This window comes from Halobacillus sp. B29 (assembly GCF_052246755.1).
GTDB classification, from domain to species: domain Bacteria; phylum Bacillota; class Bacilli; order Bacillales; family Halobacillaceae; genus Halobacillus; species Halobacillus halophilus.
In genome coordinates this window covers 32,711-53,388 of the sequence record NZ_JBQQCM010000007.1, presented here as the reverse complement: position 1 = coordinate 53,388, position 20,678 = coordinate 32,711, and the positions used below count along the sequence as shown (strand labels likewise).

The 20,678-nt window shown below is 42.8% G+C and carries 19 protein-coding genes; 11 read left to right on the top strand and 8 right to left on the bottom strand.

Annotated elements, in window-relative coordinates; all coding sequences use genetic code 11:
• Positions 1-138 precede the first annotated feature (138 nt).
• The 4 genes from ACTWP7_RS10530 (at position 139) to nei (ending at position 3,390) form a co-directional block, all read left to right on the top strand.
• Positions 139-402: a transcriptional regulator SplA domain-containing protein gene (locus ACTWP7_RS10530; RefSeq protein WP_014645378.1), complete on the top strand. Its 264-nt coding sequence runs from the start codon at positions 139-141 to the stop codon at positions 400-402.
• Positions 396-1,424 (top strand): spore photoproduct lyase, encoded by a 1,029-nt coding sequence (gene splB, locus ACTWP7_RS10525; protein WP_443123140.1) that lies wholly within the window; start codon positions 396-398, stop codon positions 1,422-1,424. The genes ACTWP7_RS10530 and splB overlap by 7 nt, the downstream gene beginning before the upstream one ends.
• A 189-nt stretch (positions 1,425-1,613) precedes the next feature.
• Positions 1,614-2,483, top strand: a complete 870-nt coding sequence (locus ACTWP7_RS10520) for an SDR family oxidoreductase (protein WP_443123139.1) — start codon at positions 1,614-1,616, stop codon at positions 2,481-2,483.
• Between the two features lie 67 nt (positions 2,484-2,550).
• Complete coding sequence (gene nei / locus ACTWP7_RS10515) at positions 2,551-3,390, top strand: endonuclease VIII (protein ID WP_443123138.1); 840 nt, start codon at positions 2,551-2,553, stop codon at positions 3,388-3,390.
• Between the two features lie 25 nt (positions 3,391-3,415).
• Here nei and ACTWP7_RS10510 read toward each other — a convergent pair whose 3' ends face one another.
• The 8 genes from ACTWP7_RS10510 to rpmH all read right to left on the bottom strand — a co-directional run bounded on the left by ACTWP7_RS10510 (position 3,416) and on the right by rpmH (position 10,681).
• Complete coding sequence (locus ACTWP7_RS10510) at positions 3,416-3,907, bottom strand: metallophosphoesterase family protein (protein ID WP_443123137.1); 492 nt, start codon at positions 3,905-3,907, stop codon at positions 3,416-3,418.
• A 94-nt stretch (positions 3,908-4,001) separates the two neighbouring features.
• Positions 4,002-4,718 carry a 16S rRNA (guanine(527)-N(7))-methyltransferase RsmG gene (gene rsmG / locus ACTWP7_RS10505; protein WP_443123136.1) on the bottom strand — a complete coding sequence of 239 codons (717 nt, stop codon included), beginning with the start codon at positions 4,716-4,718 and terminating at the stop codon, positions 4,002-4,004.
• A 17-nt stretch (positions 4,719-4,735) separates the two neighbouring features.
• On the bottom strand, positions 4,736-6,625 hold the full coding sequence (gene mnmG, locus ACTWP7_RS10500; protein ID WP_443123135.1) for a tRNA uridine-5-carboxymethylaminomethyl(34) synthesis enzyme MnmG: 1,890 nt from the start codon (positions 6,623-6,625) through the stop codon (positions 4,736-4,738).
• Between the two features lie 24 nt (positions 6,626-6,649).
• On the bottom strand, positions 6,650-8,026 hold the full coding sequence (gene mnmE / locus ACTWP7_RS10495) for a tRNA uridine-5-carboxymethylaminomethyl(34) synthesis GTPase MnmE (RefSeq protein WP_443123134.1): 1,377 nt from the start codon (positions 8,024-8,026) through the stop codon (positions 6,650-6,652).
• A 545-nt stretch (positions 8,027-8,571) separates the two neighbouring features.
• Complete coding sequence (gene jag, locus ACTWP7_RS10490) at positions 8,572-9,186, bottom strand: RNA-binding cell elongation regulator Jag/EloR (RefSeq protein WP_443123133.1); 615 nt, start codon at positions 9,184-9,186, stop codon at positions 8,572-8,574.
• Positions 9,183-9,944 (bottom strand): YidC family membrane integrase SpoIIIJ, encoded by a 762-nt coding sequence (gene spoIIIJ / locus ACTWP7_RS10485; RefSeq protein ID WP_014645388.1) that lies wholly within the window; start codon positions 9,942-9,944, stop codon positions 9,183-9,185. The genes jag and spoIIIJ overlap by 4 nt, the downstream gene beginning before the upstream one ends.
• A 106-nt stretch (positions 9,945-10,050) precedes the next feature.
• Positions 10,051-10,398: a ribonuclease P protein component gene (rnpA, locus tag ACTWP7_RS10480; protein ID WP_014645389.1), complete on the bottom strand. Its 348-nt coding sequence runs from the start codon at positions 10,396-10,398 to the stop codon at positions 10,051-10,053.
• A 148-nt stretch (positions 10,399-10,546) separates the two neighbouring features.
• Positions 10,547-10,681, bottom strand: a complete 135-nt coding sequence (rpmH, locus tag ACTWP7_RS10475) for a 50S ribosomal protein L34 (RefSeq protein ID WP_014645390.1) — start codon at positions 10,679-10,681, stop codon at positions 10,547-10,549.
• Between the two features lie 683 nt (positions 10,682-11,364).
• On the opposite strand from rpmH, the gene dnaA reads away from it, so the two are divergent.
• The 7 genes from dnaA (at position 11,365) to gyrA (ending at position 20,513) form a co-directional block, all read left to right on the top strand.
• Entirely contained in the window at positions 11,365-12,717 is a 1,353-nt protein-coding gene (gene dnaA / locus ACTWP7_RS10470) for a chromosomal replication initiator protein DnaA (RefSeq protein WP_443123132.1), read from the top strand.
• A gap of 176 nt (positions 12,718-12,893) precedes the next feature.
• The gene (gene dnaN, locus ACTWP7_RS10465; RefSeq protein ID WP_443123131.1) at positions 12,894-14,033 is read left to right on the top strand and encodes a DNA polymerase III subunit beta; all 1,140 of its coding nucleotides are present in this window, start codon (positions 12,894-12,896) and stop codon (positions 14,031-14,033) included.
• Between the two features lie 203 nt (positions 14,034-14,236).
• Positions 14,237-14,458: a S4 domain-containing protein YaaA gene (gene yaaA, locus ACTWP7_RS10460; protein ID WP_014641301.1), complete on the top strand. Its 222-nt coding sequence runs from the start codon at positions 14,237-14,239 to the stop codon at positions 14,456-14,458.
• A 19-nt stretch (positions 14,459-14,477) separates the two neighbouring features.
• Positions 14,478-15,596 (top strand): DNA replication/repair protein RecF, encoded by a 1,119-nt coding sequence (recF, locus tag ACTWP7_RS10455; RefSeq protein ID WP_443123130.1) that lies wholly within the window; start codon positions 14,478-14,480, stop codon positions 15,594-15,596.
• Between the two features lie 9 nt (positions 15,597-15,605).
• Complete coding sequence (remB, locus tag ACTWP7_RS10450; protein ID WP_443123129.1) at positions 15,606-15,890, top strand: extracellular matrix regulator RemB; 285 nt, start codon at positions 15,606-15,608, stop codon at positions 15,888-15,890.
• 61 nt (positions 15,891-15,951) lie between these two features.
• Positions 15,952-17,871, top strand: coding sequence for a DNA topoisomerase (ATP-hydrolyzing) subunit B (gene gyrB / locus ACTWP7_RS10445; protein WP_443123128.1), 1,920 nt, complete (start codon positions 15,952-15,954; stop codon positions 17,869-17,871).
• Between the two features lie 107 nt (positions 17,872-17,978).
• A complete protein-coding gene (gene gyrA, locus ACTWP7_RS10440) occupies positions 17,979-20,513 on the top strand; it encodes a DNA gyrase subunit A (RefSeq protein WP_443123127.1) in 2,535 nt (844 codons plus the stop codon).
• Positions 20,514-20,678: the final 165 nt, after the last annotated feature.

Genomic DNA, 20,678 nt, shown 5'->3' with positions numbered 1-20,678 from the left:
TAACTCGAAATCGAGTCTTCCACAACCATGCCCTTTAGTGTAAGAACTCTTTTATTAAAATCGAAAATAAAGCATTTGTCTAATAAATTTCAGGTTTTGTGGAAAAATGAACACAAACTATGGAAAGCAGGTGTGGTTATGGAATTTCAACAACCCAACTATCGTGCGGGAGATATTGTTTATGTTATCTATCGCAACCCGCATACGTATGATGTGGCCAATGTACAGGAAGCAGCCGTCGTGAAAGATCCAGAAAATCCAGGTGATTTAGCCCTTTTTCTATATGAAACGTATTTCCCACTGGATTCTGAAATAGCTGTCTATGCCTCACAAGGTGAAGCTGAACGCGCCTATCATGATACATTTGGCGGCGGGATTGAACCGGAGGGACTGCAGTGGTAAAGCCATTTGTACCCGAACTTGTTTACATCGAACCCGGAGCTCTCAAATACCCGCTAGGTAAAGAACTGAAAGAAAAATTTGAAGGTATGGGTATTGAAATTCGCGAGACCACATCCCATAACCAAGTCCGCAATTTACCAGGAGAAAATGATTTTCAGAAATACCGGATGGCGAAATCCACACTGGTGGTAGGTGTGAGAAAAACCTTGAAATTCGACACCTCCAAACCTTCTGCAGAGTATGCCATTCCCTTTGCGACAGGGTGCATGGGCCACTGCCATTATTGCTACTTACAAACGACCATGGGCAGTAAACCTTATATCCGCACCTATGTAAATGTCGAAGAGGTGTTTGAAGCGGCGGAAGCCTATATGAAAGAGCGGGCACCGGAAGAAACAAGGTTTGAAGCTTCCTGTACCTCTGATATCGTTGGCGTCGATCACCTCACCCACACTTTAAAACGGGCGATCGAATATTTTGGTCAGTCTGAGCATGGGCGCTTACGTTTTGTAACCAAATTCGCACACGTTGATCACTTGCTTGATGCGAAACACAATGGCCGTACACGTTTCCGGTTCAGTATGAATGCTGATTACGTAATCAAATACTTGGAGCCGGGTACCTCTCGTCTGGATGATCGAATTGAAGCAGCGGTAAAAGTAGCGGAAGCTGGTTATCCTTTAGGATTTATCATCGCCCCTATTTATCTTTACGAGGATTGGAAAGAAGGCTATCGAATTTTGTTTGAGAAGCTGTATGATAAGCTTCCGGAACAAGCAACAAAAGATCTTACCTTCGAACTGATTCAACATCGTTTTACAAAGCCGGCCAAGCGCGTTATTCAGAAAAATTATCCGATGACCAAGCTTGAAATGGACGAAGAAAAGCGAAAATATAAATGGGGACGTTATGGAATCGGAAAATATGTTTACCAGAAAGATGAACAAAAAGAAATGCAGGAGGTACTAGGCGGATATATTGAGCAGTACTTTCCTGAAGCCAGATTAGAATACTTTACATGATTCTTGAGGCTGATCACTCCACAGCATTCTGTCCAATCGACAGAAAACGATAAAAGAGTTGATGATGAATCCATACAAGCATTTTTCTATAGAAAGTGTAAGAACTCCTTTCTTTTGTTTACCTTTTTCCTAATTGTGGAATGAGGGTATTATAATATTATAGTGATAAAACAAAAGGAGGATTTCAATATGGATCGTTCACAAAAGCAAACTCAAGGTCAGCCTAAACAGGAACAGGAAAAACAACCTGGAGTGGAAGGTCAATTAGACCCTCAGCCGCTTCAAGCAGATGAAGACTATCAAAGCGGAAATAAATTAGTCGGCAAAGTAGCTCTAATCACAGGAGGAGACAGCGGAATCGGTCGTTCGGTAGCCATTGGCTATGCCAAAGAAGGAGCAGACGTTGCGATTTCCTACCTCGAAGAACACGAAGATGCGGAATATACTAAAAAACAAATAGAAGAGCAGGGTCGCCGCGCTATTCTAATTCCTGGTGATGTAGGAGAAGAATCCGTTTGTAAGGACGCTGTTGAACGTACAGTCAATGAACTGGGTCAGCTCGACATTCTAGTAAATAATGCAGCTGAACAGCATCCAACCGAGGATTTAATGGATATTACGGCAGAGCAATGGGAAAGCACATTCAAAACGAATATCCATTCCATTTTCTATATGACAAAAGCAGCGATTCCTCACTTGAAAAAAGGAAGCTCCATTATCAATACTGCTTCCATTAACCCTTATACCGGGAATGCGCAGCTTGTCGATTATACCGCAACGAAAGGCGCTGTAGTAGCCTTTACACGTTCCATGGCCAAACAGCTCGTGGATAAAGGAATCCGGGTAAATGGAGTGGCGCCTGGCCCAATCTGGACCCCATTAATTCCTTCTACCTTTGGAGAAGACAAAGTGGAACAGTTTGGTACCAACTCGCCAATGGGCCGTCCTGGTCAGCCAGTAGAGCACGTAGGAAGTTATGTGTTGCTTGCTTCCGATGACTCCACGTACATGACTGGCCAGTTTATCCACATCAATGGCGGACTGTACACTTCCAGCTAAAGCGTTATTTCTTGCTAAAAGCTCTCTTCTTTTACACAATAAATAGAAGAAGAGAGGAGAACTGTATATGCCAGAAGGTCCAGAAATAAGAAGGGCGGCTGATCACGTGGAAAAAGCGTTGATCGGCCGCCCTGTGCTTGAGATATCTTTTGCGTTTGAACAGCTTCAGGATTATGAAGCTATGTTTCAAGGAGCTATGATTAAGCGGGTTGAAACCCGTGGAAAGGCCATGCTGATCCGATTCGATCAAGGCTTAACCATCTATTCTCATAATCAGTTATACGGAAAATGGTACGTCCGAAACGCCTATAATTATCCGAAGACCAACCGTCAGCTAAGGCTTGCCATTCATAACGAAAAGAAATCAGCGCTGCTTTACAGTGCATCTGACATAGAGGTGTTAAAGGATGAGGAAGTAGAAGAACATCCTTTTATAGCCAAAGTCGGTCCAGACCTTTTAAATGAATCCGTTACGAGTGAAGAGCTGGTAGAGCGATTTAAAGATAAAAGGTTCCGTAGAAGAAAATGGAGTTCATTACTATTAGATCAGGCTTTTATCGCTGGAGTCGGGAATTATCTGCGGAGTGAAATTTTGTTTTGTGCGAACATTCATCCTGAACTCAGACCGGATGATTGCACAGAAGAGCAGCTTAGAAAAGCAGCCGATGCCTGTATAGAACTCATGTGGCGTTCTTATGAGCATAAAGGAATTACGAATAATCTTGAACTTGCTCACCGTTTAAAATCGGAGGGATCAAAGCGATATCAATATCGGCACTGGGTATTTAACCGTGAAGGTCAGCCATGCCGCATTGATGGAACAGAAATCATTAAATACAAGGCAGCTTCCAGACGGTGTTATTACTGTCCGACCTGTCAGGCTAAGACCTCCAGCTCTGGGAAATAGGGAGCAGGAGGTCTTTGTTAAGTCTCTAGGTGAAGAAAACATGCTCGGCGTGAATGTTTTCTTCAAGCCTGAGAATACCAAACGAGTAATAAGGCATTTTCCGTTTATCTGTGACAGACCCTGGATTAAATAACATCACTTTATTCACGTAGCGGGTCAGCGGCAGATGAGAATGACCAAAAATAATGAGGTCCACTTCCTCACCTTTATATTCTTCGACCGCCCTTTTCTCCGTCGTTTTTTTCTCTCCATGACCGTGAATCAGCCCAATTCGAAAACCATTCAGCTCAATCGTCTGCTTATAAGGAAAAACGGATTGAATGTCTTTCCCATCTACGTTTCCATAAACGCCGTAGACGGGTGGACCATACCCTTTCAGCTCTTCAACCACTTCCTTCGTCTGCCAGTCTCCGGCATGAATAATGGCGTCAGCTGAAGGCAGTTCCCCAACTAACCTCCCCGGTAGAGACTTCCCCTTTTTAGGCATATGAGTGTCTGATAGTACAACAATTTTCATCATGGCGTCCCCCTTCTTCTATACTTCTACCCTCTTAATAAAACCATGAGACAAAAACCCCCCTTCGGCTCCTTAGAGCGTAAGGGGGATTCGATTACTGAATCGGTGCTTTATTTGGAGTACCCGCTTTACGCGGATATTTCTTAGGTGTTTTCCGGCGCTTTTCGATAATCGCAATATTTCTTTCACTATCCTCTTCAGGAAGGGTGAACGTATGCACGTTTTCCACCTCTCCTCCGACTGTTTGGATAGCAAGCGCTGCATCTTCCATTTCATCGGCCAGGTTAGGTCCTTTCATAGCCATGAAATGCCCGCCTTTAGCGGTTAAAGGCAGACATAATTCACTCAGTACGGACATTCGAGCAACAGCTCGAGCCATGACAAGATCATAACCTTCTCGGAATTTCGCGTTTTTACCAAAATTTTCGGCACGATCATGGTAAAAAGCCACGTCATCTAACCCTAATTCGTGGGCTAAGTGATTCAAAAAAGTGATTCGTTTCTTTAATGAATCGACAATCGTCACTTTCAAGTGCGGGAACACAATTTTAAGCGGCAGACTTGGAAAGCCGGCTCCGGCTCCCACATCACAAATTCGTAAGGGCTTGGTAAAATCATAATAAAACGAAGCGGTCAAAGAGTCATAGAAGTGTTTAAGATAAACACCTTCCTTGTCCGTAATCGCTGTGAGATTCATTTTTTCATTCCATTCCACAAGGATTTCGAAGTACTTGTGAAACTGTTGCTGCTGATGTTCGCTTAATTCAATACCCTGGTTCTTAAGCGATTCGAGAAAGGTGTTAATATCCATGCTTCCATCCTTTCGTTTTATTCACCCGATACGCGAGCGATTTTTCCTTGTTCGATATAAACAAGTAATATAGACACGTCAGCCGGGTTAACTCCGGAAACACGTGAAGCCTGCCCCACAGATAATGGTCGTACTTCTTTGAGACGGTCGCGAGCTTCTGTAGCAAGTCCATGAATGTCATCGTAATCAATGTCTTCAGGAATCTTCTTCGTTTCCATCTTCTTCATACGATCGATTTGCTCGAGCGCTTTTTTAATATACCCGCTGTATTTAACCTGAATTTCTACTTGTTCCTTCACATCTTCCGGTAGTGAGACCTCACTAGGGGTTAGACGCTCCAGGTGACTGTATTTCATTTCAGGACGCTTCAGTAAATCAATGGCACGTACCGCTTCCTTCAAGCGGGTGCCTCCCGCTTCTTCAATGACAGCCTGAACTTCTTCTGTTTCCTTCAGAATGACTTTATCTAAGCGGGCTTTTTCTTCATCGATCTGCTGTTTTTTCTCAAGGAAGCGCTGATAGCGTTCTTCTGGAATTAACCCTAGTTCGTATCCTTTTTCAAGCAGACGTATATCTGCGTTGTCATGGCGAAGCATCAAGCGGAATTCTGCACGAGACGTGAGAAGACGATATGGCTCGTCGGTACCTTTGGTCACGAGATCATCAATCATAACGCCGATATAGCCTTCTGAGCGGTCGAGAATTAATGTTTCGAGATCCAGTGCTTTCGCAGCTGCATTAATCCCTGCCATCAGCCCTTGACCGGCCGCTTCTTCGTAACCGGAAGTTCCGTTTAATTGTCCAGCGGTAAACAGTCCGGAAATTTGCTTCGTCTCCATAGTTGGCCATAATTGAGTCGGGATAATGGAATCGTACTCAATGGCATAGCCAGCCCTCATGATTTCCGCATTCTCAAGTCCAGGTACGGTCCTCATCATTTCGTTCTGTATATACTCAGGCAGGGAAGTGGAAAGACCCTGTACATACACTTCTTCTGTATCGCGACCTTCCGGCTCCAGGAAAATCTGGTGCCTTGGTTTATCATTAAAGCGCACGATTTTATCCTCAATAGAAGGGCAATAACGTGGACCTGTTCCCCGGACAGCGCCTGAATACATCGCAGACAGCGTTAAATTATCATCAATAATTTTGTGAGTTGCTTCGTTTGTATAAGTCAGCCAGCAAGGAATTTGATCCGTAATGAACTCTGTCGTTTCATAAGAAAACGATCTTGGTTCCTCTTCGCCCGGCTGGATTTCCGTTTTGGAATAATCAACCGTGTGGCTGTTTACCCGCATTGGTGTACCCGTTTTAAAGCGGACCATATTAATTCCCAGTTCCTCCAGCTGCTCGGAAAGAGAAACCGTAGAACGCTGGTTATTAGGACCGCTCTCATAGGAGAGGTCTCCAATCAGGACACGTCCACGCATGAACGTTCCCGTCGTTACAATAACCGTTGGAGCATAGTAAGCTGCTTTTGTTTCTGTAACGACTCCTTTGATTTCATTGTCCTCGACAAGCAGCTTCTCAACCATTCCCTGTCTAAGCGTCAAGTTTTCCTGATTTTCTAGAATTCTCTTCATTTCTTTAATATAAAGTGGTTTGTCCGCCTGAGCTCTCAGTGCTCGTACGGCAGGACCTTTTCTTGTATTCAGCAGACGCATTTGAATGTGCGTTTTATCAATTACTTTACCCATAGCGCCGCCAAGTGCATCCACTTCACGAACTACGATTCCTTTTGCCGGCCCGCCAATCGAAGGGTTACACGGCATGAAAGCGACCAGATCCAGGTTGAGAGTAAGCATTAACGTTTTGGCGCCTCTGCGGGCTGCTGCAAGACCAGCTTCTACCCCTGCGTGACCGGCACCGATTACAATTACGTCATAATGCCCAGCATCATAAGTCATTTATTGTCTCTCCTTTGTTGTTGTTTATTTCCCTAAGCAAAACTGTGAAAACAACTGATCGATCAAGCTTTCGTGCACGGTATCTCCGATAATTTCACCAAGAATTTCCCACGTCCTTGTGACGTCAATCTGCACCACATCGAGCGGTACTCCCATTTCCATACCGTTCTGGGCATCTTCAAGGGCTTGCTTGGCCTGCTTGAGCAACTGCACGTGGCGGACGTTGGATACGTACGTCATATCTCCCGCATCCAGCTCCCCTTCAAAGAAGGTATCGGCAATCGCATTTTCAAGCTGATCTACTCCTTTTTCATGAATTAGCGAGGTAGAAATTACGGGATTATCTCCAGCAAATTCTTTCACCTGATCGATATCTAATTTTGGTTCCAAATCCATTTTATTAACAATAACAATAATATTCATGTCACGAAGGGCTTCAAATAGCTGCTTATCGTCATCATTCAGCTCATCTCCATAGTTTAACACAAGAAGGATGAGATCGGCTTCCTCTAATACTTGTCTGGATCGTTCCACGCCTATTCTTTCGACAATATCTTCGGTTTCCCGAATACCAGCCGTGTCGATCAGACGAAGCGGAACTCCGCGAACATTGACATATTCCTCAATCACATCACGAGTCGTTCCCGGAACTTCCGTCACAATCGCTTTGTTTTCGTGCACCAGTGTATTCATTAAGGACGATTTTCCGACGTTAGGCCGGCCGATAATGGCCGTTCCTAAGCCTTCTCTTAAAATTTTCCCCTGACGGGCGGTCTGCAGAAGATTTGAAACTTCCGCGTGGACTTCTTTTGTCTTTTGCTCCATCATTTCATGAGACATTTCTTCGACGTCATCATATTCAGGGTAATCTATATTTACTTCTACGTGAGCTAAGGTTTCAAGCAGTTTCTGTCTTAGCTGCTGAATAAGGTTCGATAGTCGTCCGTCCATCTGCTTTAGAGCAACGTTCATAGCCCTGTCCGTTTTCGCACGAATCAAATCCATCACGGCTTCTGCCTGAGACAAATCAATCCGGCCATTTAAGAACGCGCGCTTCGTAAATTCACCAGGTTCGGCCAGGCGTCCTCCACTTGCTAAGACGATTTCAAGGACACGGTTCACTGAAACCAGACCGCCGTGGCAGTTAATTTCAACGATATCTTCCCTCGTAAAAGTCTTAGGCGCACGCATAACGGAAACCATTACTTCTTCTGCTGTCTCTCCCGTATCAGGATCTATTATTTTACCGTAGTGCATCGTGTGGGAGTCGACTTCGTTTAAATCCTTTCCACGAAACAAATCTCCAGCTATAGAGACAGCTTGAGGACCACTAAGTCGAACGATTGCTATGGCTCCTTCTCCCATAGGGGTAGATATGGCAGTTATCGTATCTGTTTCCACACGCGCTCACCTCCTCATGTTGCTATTTTATATTTATCCACAAAGTAGAATTTATTGTAGTCACTAACTTAATAGAATATCATATCAGTCCGGTAATTGAAAAGATATCAACAACCTCTCAAAGCCGTTTCCCCTTTAATTTCATTATCCACATGTGTATAACTCATTATTCAACTGGCTCATTTAAATCTCCGTACAGATTATTAAAGAAAAGCTCCCATTACTTGAAGACTCAGTTTCGAGACTTTTGAGAGAATTAGGTCCTGCGGGGGACGATTTTGCTTTCCGGCCCTACTTCGTGTAGGGCCGCAGGAAAGCGAGTTGTTTCCGTAGCCAGCCCCTATCTATATCAGCAACGGACCTAAGATATCTCGAAACTGAGTCTTACAGTAACCGGCCCTTTAGTTTAAAAAGTTTTTTAGCGAAAAAACCAATACTAACGTTCTAAAGAACCATTCTATAATACTGGATTCACGAAAAAAATCCCATAAAAAAACTTCTGCCAACGATGATTGGCAGAAGTTTTCAGTGTACATGTAACTTCTTTAGGAAGGACGTATGACCACATGTCTACGTGGATCATTTCCATCGGAATCAGTTACGACTTTTTTATGGTTTTGAAGAGCCGAATGAATAATCTTCCGTTCATAGGAAGGCATAGGCTCGAGCTTGACCTCTTTACCAGAGGAAATCGCTTTTTCCGCTAATCGCTTAGCCAGGTTTTCAAGCGTTTCCTTTCGTCTTGCCCGATAACCTTCTGCATCCAGCATAACGTTATAAAACTGATCGGATTCCCGATTAACGGCGAGTTGAGTTAAATATTGCAGTGAATTTAAGGTTTGACCGCGTTTTCCAATGAGCATGGCGATTTTCTCACCCTCGAGCTGCATGGCAATATCACGGTCTTTTACTTCTGTTTTTACTTGTACAGGAGCACCCATTTGCTTTGCTACTTCTATGATGAATAATTCGGCATCCTGCACTGGATTCTTTTGAATAGATACTTTTACGATTGCCGGTTTTGAACCAAAACCAAGAAATCCTTTTTTACCTTCATCAATGACATCTACTTGAACCTGGTCCTTCGATGTTTGTAATTGTTCTAGTGCTGATTGGACCGCTTCATCAACTGTGGTGCCAGTAGCAGTTATTTGCTTCACTCACCTGCTCCTCCCGTCGCATCTTTCATCATTGGCTTACGAATAAAAATGGTCTGAAGAATCATAACGATGTTACCTACAATCCAATAGATCGCAAGGGCTGATGGGAAGAAGAATGCAAATGTACCGATCATTAGCGGCATGATGTAAATCATCATCTGCATTTGCGGGTTTTGAGCTGCTGCTCCTCCCGCCATCATCAGCTTCTGCTGTAGGAATGTGGTAGCTGCTGTAAGAATCGCAAGGAATGGATCAGATTGCCCTAATTCCATCCATAGAAAACTGTGAGTTTGAATCTCAGATGTTCTCATAATAGCATGGTAGAAACCAATCAATATCGGCATTTGCACAATAATAGGCAGACAGCCTGCCAATGGATTAACACCATTTTTCTGGAAAAGCTGCATCGTTTCCTGCTGAAGTTTTTGCTGGGTCTGTGCATCCTTAGAAGAATATTTTTCTCGTAATTCTTTAAGTTCCGGCTGAATTTCCTGCATAGCTTTTGAACTTTTTAACTGTTTAACGTTTAACGGCAGTAACAATACTCGGATAATAATGGTTACGATTACAATCGCCAATCCAAAACTTCCGTTTGTCAGATCTGCGAAATACAAGAGCGTCTTAGATAATGGAAAAACAATATATTCATTCCAGAATCCTGTACTATCCTCGGTGATATCCTGATTGACCTGGGTACACCCGGATAAGAACGTAAGCACACCTGCCATGGCAAGCAATGCTATTATTTTGTTACGCAACGTTCCTTCCTCCTTACTGAATCCCTCTGGCTATTCATTAAAAATTATTTTTTATCCATACATCAGTGTAGCATTATTTCATAGAATAATTCTATAAGATGATGGCTTATTTTTTCTTATTCAATAGCTTTGATCTTGATAGAACATGGATCAAGCTTTTTTTCGTTTCATGAAAGTTCATATTATTGGTTGGTTTTCTAGCAATAATCACAAAGTCATACTGAGGATGGATTTGGTCTTCCAGTTCGTGAAAGGCTTGTCTTAAATAACGTTTCACCTGGTTTCGAACCACTGCAGGTCCAATCCTCTTACTGACAGAGAGGCCGATTCGAAAATGAGCCTGGTCTTTTTTCTTCCAATAGTAAAGGACGAGTTGCCGGTTCGCGAACGACTGACCGTGCTGAAATACTTTTTGGAATTCTTCATTCTTTTTAATTCGATATTCTTTCTTCATAGAACTCCCTCCAAAAATATAAAGCGCTAGTTGCCAGTCAGACCTTCACGCCCTGAACATTAGAAAAGCGCAGTGGATCTCATAGTAGAGACCCGACTCCGCAAGACAATCTTAACTAGAAAAAAAGACCACTGAGGTTTTCAGTGGCCTATGCTGATAAAACTTTTCTTCCTTTACGACGACGACGAGCAATTACTTTACGGCCGTTTGGGCTGCTCATGCGCGTACGGAAGCCGTGTACTTTTTTGCGCTTACGATTATTTGGTTGAAATGTGCGTTTCATTATATATACACCTCCTGAGGAATAATTCCATAACTTACTTCTAAAAGGCAGTCCTAATAATTATAAGCAACGTATCTTCATTCTGTCAATGTCCTTTTCACTTTCTCCTCTAGATCCACTTGAATCTACTCCGTTATATAACAGTTTGTGTACTATAACACCTCGTTGATTTTTTTAGCGAAATAAGCGAGAATAAAATACATTCAGCGAACATCCACAGGCTGTGTGTATATTTTTTTCGACTCCAGCTGACTGTCCACACCAAATATCGACAAGGTATTCACAAAATATAGTGTTGTGGATAGTTGTTGTCTACAAGGTGTGGTAATTGTGGATAAGTTCCCCTAAATCATTGCAACTCCAGTTTTTATTTGGTATTATATTTGTGTTTAAGCGTGAATGACTTCTGAGTGCTTAAAATCTTTTCCACAGATTGTGGATAACGTGTGGACATTTATTAACACACTTGTATATGCTTTTATGCACAGGAATGTGGATAATGAAAATAACTTTCTATAAGTCTTGTATGTCGCGAATCTCACATCCACATTGAAATTAGAAGTTTTCTAACGATAAAGAGTATACAAAACTTATACAACAACCTTTCGATCCTTTTGCTACGTTCGAAAAAGAGAACGAAAGGTTTTTTTGTTTTCCATTTATAGAGAAAGGGGTGAAACAATTTGGAGAACATACACGAACTTTGGAATAACACCTTGGAGCATATTAAAGAAAAAATCAGTAAGCCAAGCTTTGAAACATGGCTGAAGGCTACCAAAGCTGATTCTCTTAACGAAAATACCTTGACCATTGTAGCTCCGAATGAATTTGCCAGAGACTGGCTTGAGAATCAATATGAGGGATTGATTACGGAAACGCTCTATGAAGTGACTGGAGCGGAGTTAGATACAAAATTTATTATTCCGGAAACGAAAGAAGAATCGATGGATGATGTAAAGCTGTCGTCCAAGAAGGTTCCTGATGTGAAGAATAATGGGAATGAAGAGACACCGCAAAGTATGCTCAACTCTAAATATACGTTTGATACGTTTGTGATCGGTTCAGGAAACCGCTTCGCCCACGCAGCATCTCTGGCGGTGGCAGAAGCACCGGCAAAAGCTTACAATCCGCTGTTTATCTATGGTGGGGTCGGACTGGGAAAAACACACCTGATGCATGCGATTGGCCATTATGTCCTGGATCATAATCCAAATGCGAAAGTCGTTTATTTATCATCTGAAAAGTTTACCAATGAATTTATTAATTCGATTCGAGACAATAAAGCCGTCAACTTCCGTAATAAGTACCGCAGTGTAGACGTGCTTTTAATTGATGACATTCAGTTTCTTGCAGGTAAAGAACAGACCCAGGAAGAGTTCTTCCATACGTTTAATACACTTCATGAGGAAAGCAAACAGATCGTAATCTCCAGTGATCGTCCGCCTAAAGAAATACCGACTCTTGAGGATCGGCTGCGCTCCCGCTTTGAATGGGGATTGATTACGGACATTACGCCGCCGGATTTAGAGACGCGGATTGCCATTCTGCGTAAGAAAGCCAAGGCAGAAGGGCTGGATATTCCAAACGAAGTCATGCTCTACATTGCGAATCAAATCGATACAAACATTCGTGAGCTGGAGGGAGCTCTTATTCGAGTGGTCGCTTATTCGTCTTTGATTAATCGTGATATTAATGCTTCTCTGGCAGCTGAAGCATTAAAAGATATCATTCCAAGCTCTAAGCCTAAAGTCATTACAATTGAAGCCATTCAGGAAATGGTTGGAGAGAAATATAATGTTAGATTAGAAGATTTTCCAGCGAAAAAGCGGACTAAAACCATTGCTTTTCCGCGTCAAATCGCTATGTATCTATCAAGAGAGTTAACCGATTTTTCTTTACCGAAAATTGGTGAAGAATTTGGAGGCCGTGATCATACGACAGTCATCCATGCTCATGAGAAGATTTCTAAAATGGTCGCAGCCGATCAGCAGCTTCAAAAAGAACTGGATGAAATTAAAGAGCAGCTGAAAACGTAACGTGGATAATGTGAATAACCGTACCACATCCATCAACAACTTATACACATGTGGATAACCTTGGTTTGTTTGGTCTGAATCCTGTTATCCACAAATCCACAGCGCATACTATTACTATTACGGTTTATTAATAAAAAATAAATATATAATATAGGTTCACTAGGAGGAAGGTATTCATGAAATTTATAATTCAGCGGGAGCAGTTGATGCAAAGCGTTCAGGATGTCATGAAAGCTATTTCATCAAGAACGACCATCCCTATTTTGACTGGAATGAAATTAGAAGTTAGTGAAGAAGGCGTAAAACTGACCGGAAGTGATTCAGATATCTCGATTGAATCTTTTATTCCACAAGAAGAAGATGGAATCGTTTATGTTGAGAACATTGAACCAGGGAGCCTAGTACTCCAGGCTAAGTATTTCCCTGATATCGTTCGTAAACTTCCACAAAACACCGTTGAAATTGAAAGTGATAATTACAGAAATGTTACCATTCGCTCAGGTAATGCTGAATTCCATTTGAATGGACAGGACCCTGAAGAATATCCACAACTACCTCAGTTGCATACCGAGGATAGCTTTGAGCTGCCTATTGATCTATTAAAGAATTTAATTCGTCAAACTGTATTTGCGGTATCGACTTCAGAAACAAGGCCTATTTTGACAGGCGTTCATGTACGTATTGAAAATGGAGAACTCGAGTTTATTGCAACGGATAGCCATCGTCTGGCATCCAGGAAGATTCCATTGGAGCATCCAGAAGGCAAGAATCTGCCTCCGGTCGTCATTCCAGGTAAAAGCTTAACTGAACTGAATAAAATTCTTGATGATTCAGAAGATACGATCGAAGTAAGTGTCACGGAGAACCAGGTATTGTTCCGTACGAAGCACCTTTACTTCTTATCCAGACTTCTGGAAGGGAATTATCCAGAGACCTCGCGTTTAATTCCTGAGCAAAGCAAAACAATTGTGAAAATCGACACGAAAGAATTGCTTCAATCTGTCGACAGGGCATCTCTATTAGCAAAAGAAAATCGTAATAACGTCGTTCGTTTAGTTACGAAAGAAAACAACCACCTTGAAATCACAGGTAACTCCCCTGAAGTAGGAAATGTGGTTGAAGAAGTAACAGCAGATGATGTAAACGGAGAAGATCTAAAGATTTCTTTTAGTGCTAAATATATGATGGATGCTTTAAAAGCTGTGGATTATGATCAAGTAAAAGTAGAATTCACTGGAGCGATGCGTCCTTTCTTAATTCGTCCAGTAGATGACGAACAAATTCTCCAGCTGATCCTGCCCGTCCGCACCTACTGATTTATAAAAAACGTGTTAGTATAAAAGGTATGTCAGTCATTCGAATATAGTACTAGTTTAAAAGTGGCGCTGTTATGAAAATCATAGCGGTGCCTTTTCTTATGGTGAGCCGCTGAAACAGAATAAATCTCTTGGACTTTTCTTACACCTTCATCTTTAGTAAAATAAAAAGAAGGTGAATTCATGGAATAGGGTGAATGAAAATGAGCGAACGTATTGAAATATCAACGGAATATATCCCGCTTGGTCAGTTTCTAAAATTATCCAACGTTGTGGAATCTGGTGGAATGGTTAAATTATTCCTTAGTGAATTTGAAGTTTTTGTAAATGGAGAGTTGGAAAACCGTCGTGGGCGTAAGCTTTACCTGGGAGATACAGTCGAAATAGAAGAGTTTGGCAGCTTCACGGTTGTACGTGAAGAATAAGGTGAAATGAACCTGACTTATGTATATTCATGAGCTGTCGCTTCGGTCGTTTAGGAATTATGATCAATTGTCCCTGACATTCGATCATAAGATAAATGTCATTATTGGTGAAAACGCCCAGGGAAAGACCAATTTGATGGAAGCGATCTATGCTTTAGCCTTTACAAAATCACACCGGACCCCGAGGGATAAAGAATTAATACAATGGGACGCCGAGTATGGTAAAATAAAAGGGAGTATATTTAAACGGAATCGCCGTTTTCCTCTCGAGATTGTCATTTCGACCAAAGGGAAAAAAGCGAAATTAAATCATATTGAACAAAAGCGCCTTAGTGACTACATAGGTGCTTTGAATGTCGTTATGTTTGCACCTGAGGATCTTAACCTGGTCAAGGGAAGCCCTCAGGTGCGTCGTCGGTTTATCGACATGGAAATCGGACAGATTCAACCGACGTATATCTATCATTTAGGACAATATCAAAAGATCCTCCGTCAGCGTAATCATCTGCTGAAAGATTTGCAGCGTAAGCCTCACGCTGACCGGACGATGCTTGGCGTATTGACGGATCAGTTGATGGAGCATGCAGCGACGATTGTGGATCGAAGGTTTAAGTTTATGCAGCTGCTCCGTTCATGGGCTACTCCCATTCATGAAGGAATAAGCCGCAAACTAGAAAAACTTGATATTTCTTATAATGCAAGTGTCAAAGTATCAGAGGATATGAATTTGGACACAATAAAGAAAATATACATGGAAAAATTTTCAGAAATTGAAACAAAGGAAATTGAAAGGGGAACTACGCTTGCAGGTCCTCACCGGGATGATCTTATATTTTATGTGAATGGAAAAGATGTTCAGACCTATGGTTCCCAGGGCCAGCAGAGAACAACCGCCCTGTCTTTGAAACTCGCAGAAATTGAACTCATTCATAGTGAAGTGGGCGAGTACCCCATTCTTCTGTTGGATGATGTGCTCAGCGAACTAGACGATTACCGGCAGTCCCATCTGCTTCATACCATCCAGGGGAAAGTTCAAACCTTTGTTTCAACGACTAGTATAGATGGAATTGAACATGAAGCTTTGAAGCATGCAGAGATCTTTCATGTTAGAGAAGGAACGATCGAAGTAGAGAAATGAGGTGGCAAATTGTTCATTCATATCGGTGACGATCATGTCATCCAATCAAAAGATGTGGTAGCGATTATCGATCACAGTTTGATGGCATCGTCCTCTATTATCGAGGAAATGATTTTTAATCAGCGGAAAAACAGACGCGTGGTGGAAACAGAAGAAGATCATGTGAAAGCCATCGTCATTACAAATGATTATATATATTTCAGCCCGCTTTCCGTATTCACTTTAAAGAAGAGGGCCAATATGAAGACCACGTTAAATAAACTGGAAGACTTCTCAGAAGAGTCAGGTGGGTAAGAGAAGATCGTCCGTAATAGAGTTCATAAGTAAAACCACTTGAGAAATGTAGGTGAGTACCATGAAGGAAGACATAATTGAAAAAGAATCCTATGATGAGAGCCAGATACAGGTACTGGAAGGGCTGGAAGCGGTTCGTAAACGCCCGGGAATGTATATTGGTTCGACGAACGAAAAAGGACTGCACCACCTTGTATGGGAAATTGTAGATAACAGTATTGACGAAGCGATGGCAGGTCATTGTGACCAGATCCAAGTGATGATTGAGAAAGATAACAGCATCTCCGTGACAGATAACGGCCGTGGAATTCCTGTAGGGATTCAGGAAAAGACAGGACGTCCTGCAGTAGAAGTCATTATGACGGTTCTTCACGCCGGAGGGAAATTTGGAGGCGGAGGTTATAAAGTCTCTGGAGGACTCCACGGTGTAGGGGCATCCGTTGTAAATGCTTTATCATCAAAACTTGAAGTATTCGTCCACCGTGATGGCAAGATTCACTACCAGGCTTTCCACCGCGGGGTGCCGGAAGAAGATTTGAAAGTCATCGGAGATACAGAAATTACTGGAACACGCATTCAGTTTAAACCGGATGAAGAAATCTTTACCGAAACCGTTGAATATAACTTTGAAACACTGGCTACTCGTACACGAGAGCTTGCTTTTCTGAATCGCGGCTTAACGATTTCGATTGAAGATAAACGTACAGATGAAGAGCCGGTAAGCTATTATTATGAGGGTGGTATTCGCTCTTATGTCGAGCATTTGAACCGTACGAGAGAAGTGCTCCACGAACCATTTTTCATAGAAAGTGAACAGGATGACATTTCTATTGAAATCGCCCTTCAGTATAATGATGGCTTCGCGAGCAATCTTTATTCGTATGCGAATAATATTCATACGTACGAAGGCGGAACCCACGAATCCGGCTTTAAAACCGGACTCACTCGTGTAATTAATGATTATGCGCGTAAAAATAATATGTTCAAAGATACGGATCCGAACTTAACTGGAGATGATGTCCGTGAAGGATTGACGGCTATTATTTCGATTAAGCACCCTGATCCTCAATTTGAAGGACAGACAAAGACGAAGCTTGGAAACAGTGAAGCGCGTACGGTTACCGATGCGCTATTCTCAGAAGGCTTCTCCAAATTCCTGTTTGAAAATCCAAACATGGCAAGAATTGTAGTGGAAAAAGGTCTAATGGCTTCGAGAGCCCGTATGGCTGCAAAGAAAGCACGTGAGCTTACTCGCCGCAAAAATGCGCTTGAAGTTTCCAACCTACCTGGTAAATTAGCGGACTGTTCGTCTAAAGATCCCAGTATTTCAGAGATCTACGTGGTTGAGGGTGACTCAGCCGGAGGGTCTGCGAAACAGGGTCGGGACCGACATTTCCAGGCGATTCTTCCTTTGCGCGGGAAAATTATTAACGTAGAGAAAGCTCGCTTAGATAAAATCCTATCAAATAATGAAGTTCGTGCGATTATTACAGCGCTCGGTACAGGAATCGGAGAAGATTTCGATATTTCTAAAGCCCGCTACCATAAAATCGTCATTATGACGGATGCTGATGTGGACGGAGCTCATATTCGAACGCTTCTTCTAACCTTCTTTTACCGTTATATGCGTCCTTTGATTGAACATGGCTACATTTATATCGCCCAGCCGCCTCTTTATAAAATTCAGCAAGGGAAAGCCGTTTATTATACGTATAGTGATAAGCAGCTTGATACCATGCTTGCAGAGCTGCCAAACTCTCCAAAACCAGGCGTCCAGCGTTACAAAGGTTTAGGAGAGATGAACCCGGAACAACTTTGGGAAACCACAATGGATCCCGAGACAAGGACACTGCTTCAAGTGAGTCTGGAAGACGCGATTGGAGCAGACGAAACCTTTGATATTCTGATGGGGGACAAGGTAGAACCACGCCGTAACTTCATTGAGGAAAATGCTCAATATGTCCAGAACCTGGATGTATAAGAAATAAACAAAATGGTAGTCACAATAAAAATAGAAACAGTGTAAATGGATGGGGAAAGGCTCTGTTGAGCTTTTCTCCCCTTATAGGTTATTAGGAGGTAAAAAGAATGGTGGATCAACCCGAACGCCCACGCGTGCAGGAAATTAATATAAGCCAGGAAATGCGTACATCCTTCCTGGATTATGCCATGAGTGTTATTGTGGCACGTGCCTTGCCTGACGTCCGTGATGGTTTGAAACCTGTACACCGCCGGATTTTGTATGCAATGCATGATTTAGGCATGCATTCCGATAAAGCTCACAAAAAATCTGCCCGTATTGTAGGGGAGGTTATCGGTAAATATCACCCGCACGGTGATTCGGCTGTGTACGATACGATGGTGCGTATGGCTCAGGACTTCAACTACCGTTATATGCTCGTGGACGGACACGGAAACTTCGGTTCTGTAGACGGCGACGCCGCTGCCGCTATGCGTTATACGGAAGCAAGAATGTCCAAAATTTCTATGGAGATTTTGCGAGACATCAATAAAGATACAATTGACTATGATGACAACTATGACGGTACGGAAAAGGAACCTCTTGTCTTACCTGCCAAATTCCCGAACTTACTGGTAAACGGTGGTTCAGGTATCGCAGTAGGGATGGCTACGAATATTCCTCCTCATCAGCTGGGTGAAGTGATCGATGCTGTACTTGCCGTCAGTAAAGATCCGGATATTACCATTCAGGATTTGATGGAAAACCACATCTATGGTCCAGACTTTCCAACCTCTGGGAAAATCCTTGGACTAAGCGGTATTCGAAAAGCTTATGAAACTGGAAAAGGATCCATTACCGTCCGGGCAAATGTAGAAATCGAAGAACAGGCGAATGGGAAAGCACGCTTAATTGTTACGGAGCTTCCGTATCAGGTGAACAAAGCTCGTCTTGTCGAGAAAATAGCAGATCTTGCCCGCGACAAAAAAATTGACGGCATTACGGACCTTCGGGACGAGTCCGACCGTAATGGTCTGCGCGTCGTGATCGAATTACGACGGGATGCTAATCCAAATGTGCTGTTGAACAACCTCTACAAGATGACGGCTCTTCAATCCACATTTGGTATTAATATGCTGGCTCTGGTTAAAGGTCATCCAAAAGTATTGAACTTGAAACAGTGCCTGGAATACTATTTGGAGCACCAGAAAGAAGTCATCAAGCGTCGAACTGCTTATGAACTTCGTAAAGCGGAAGCGAGAGCTCATATCCTGGAAGGGCTTCGAGTAGCTCTCGACCATTTAGACGAAGTGATTACGCTCATTCGTGAGTCACAAACGACTGAGATTGCCAAAAGTGGTTTAATGGAGCGTTATGAGCTGTCCGATCGCCAGGCTCAAGCTATTCTGGATATGCGTCTTCAACGTCTGACTGGTTTAGAACGTGAAAAGATTGAAAACGAATACCAGGATCTCATGAAGCTTATTGCTGAATTGAAAGCAATCCTTGCTGATGAAGAGAAAGTTCTGGAAATTATCCGAGAAGAACTTGAAGACGTAAAAGAACGCTTTAACGATGAACGTCGTACTGAAATTTTGTTGGGCGGCAGTGACTTTATTGAAGACGAAGACTTAATACCGGAGGAAACGGTCATTGTAACCTTGACGCATCAAGGTTATGTCAAACGTCTCCCTGCTAACACGTACCGTTCACAGCGAAGAGGCGGACGTGGTGTACAAGGAATGGGCACACACGAAGAGGACTTTGTGGAACATCTACTGTCCACTTCCACACACAATACACTGCTGTTCTTCTCCAATAAAGGAAAAGTATATAAGGCTAAAGGCTATGAAGTTCCTGAATTCAGCCGAACAGCTAAAGGGATTCCAATTATCAATATGCTGAATATTGAGCGGGATGAGTGGATTAACGCCGTCATTACCGTAGAAGACTTTGTCGACGATTGGTACCTTCTATTTACAACTAGGAACGGGATCACCAAACGGACGACCCTCTCCCAATTTGCGAACATCCGCCGCGGCGGTCTGATTGCACTCGGACTGAGGGAAGACGACGAATTGATTTCCGTGAAACTGACAGATGGCCAAAAGGATATTATGATTGGTACCAAAAATGGCTATCTCATCCGGTTTAACGAAGATCAGATCCGTGCAATGGGCCGTACAGCTGCAGGTGTGAAGGGGATCTCGCTTAGAGACGACGACCGCGTTGTATCTATGGAAATCCTGGAGGACGACCTGCAGGTTCTTACCGTCACAAGTAAAGGGTATGGGAAGCGGACACCGGCAACGGATTACCGCATTACCAATCGGGGTGGTAAAGGAATTATTACGTGTAACCTTACCGAGAAAAATGGTTATGTTGTTGCCACCCAGGCCGTGAATGGTGAAGAAGATATCATGATTATCACGGAAAGTGGAGTGCTGATCCGGATGCCGCTTGAAAGCATTTCTGAAACTGGACGGAACACTCAAGGTGTACGCTTGATCCGTCTTGGAGACGGGGAAGAAGTAGCCACGGTAGCTCGTGTGGAATCAGAAAAAGAAGAAGAAGAAATCATTGAAGAAGCAATTGAAAAGAACGAAGATAAAGAAACATCATCAGAGGAAACTCCAGAAGTGGGGGATACTTCTGAAGAATAATCCCCTTGTTTGCTGGGAAATGCCAAGCCGCCTGTCGAATTTTACGGCAGGCGGCTTTTTTAAGGCTTTGTTAACCGTTATTGTGGATGTACATAAAAGGCTTATTACGTTATAGTACCGTGTACTATAAGACTAGATTTCGAGATGTTTTGGGTCCGTTGCGAA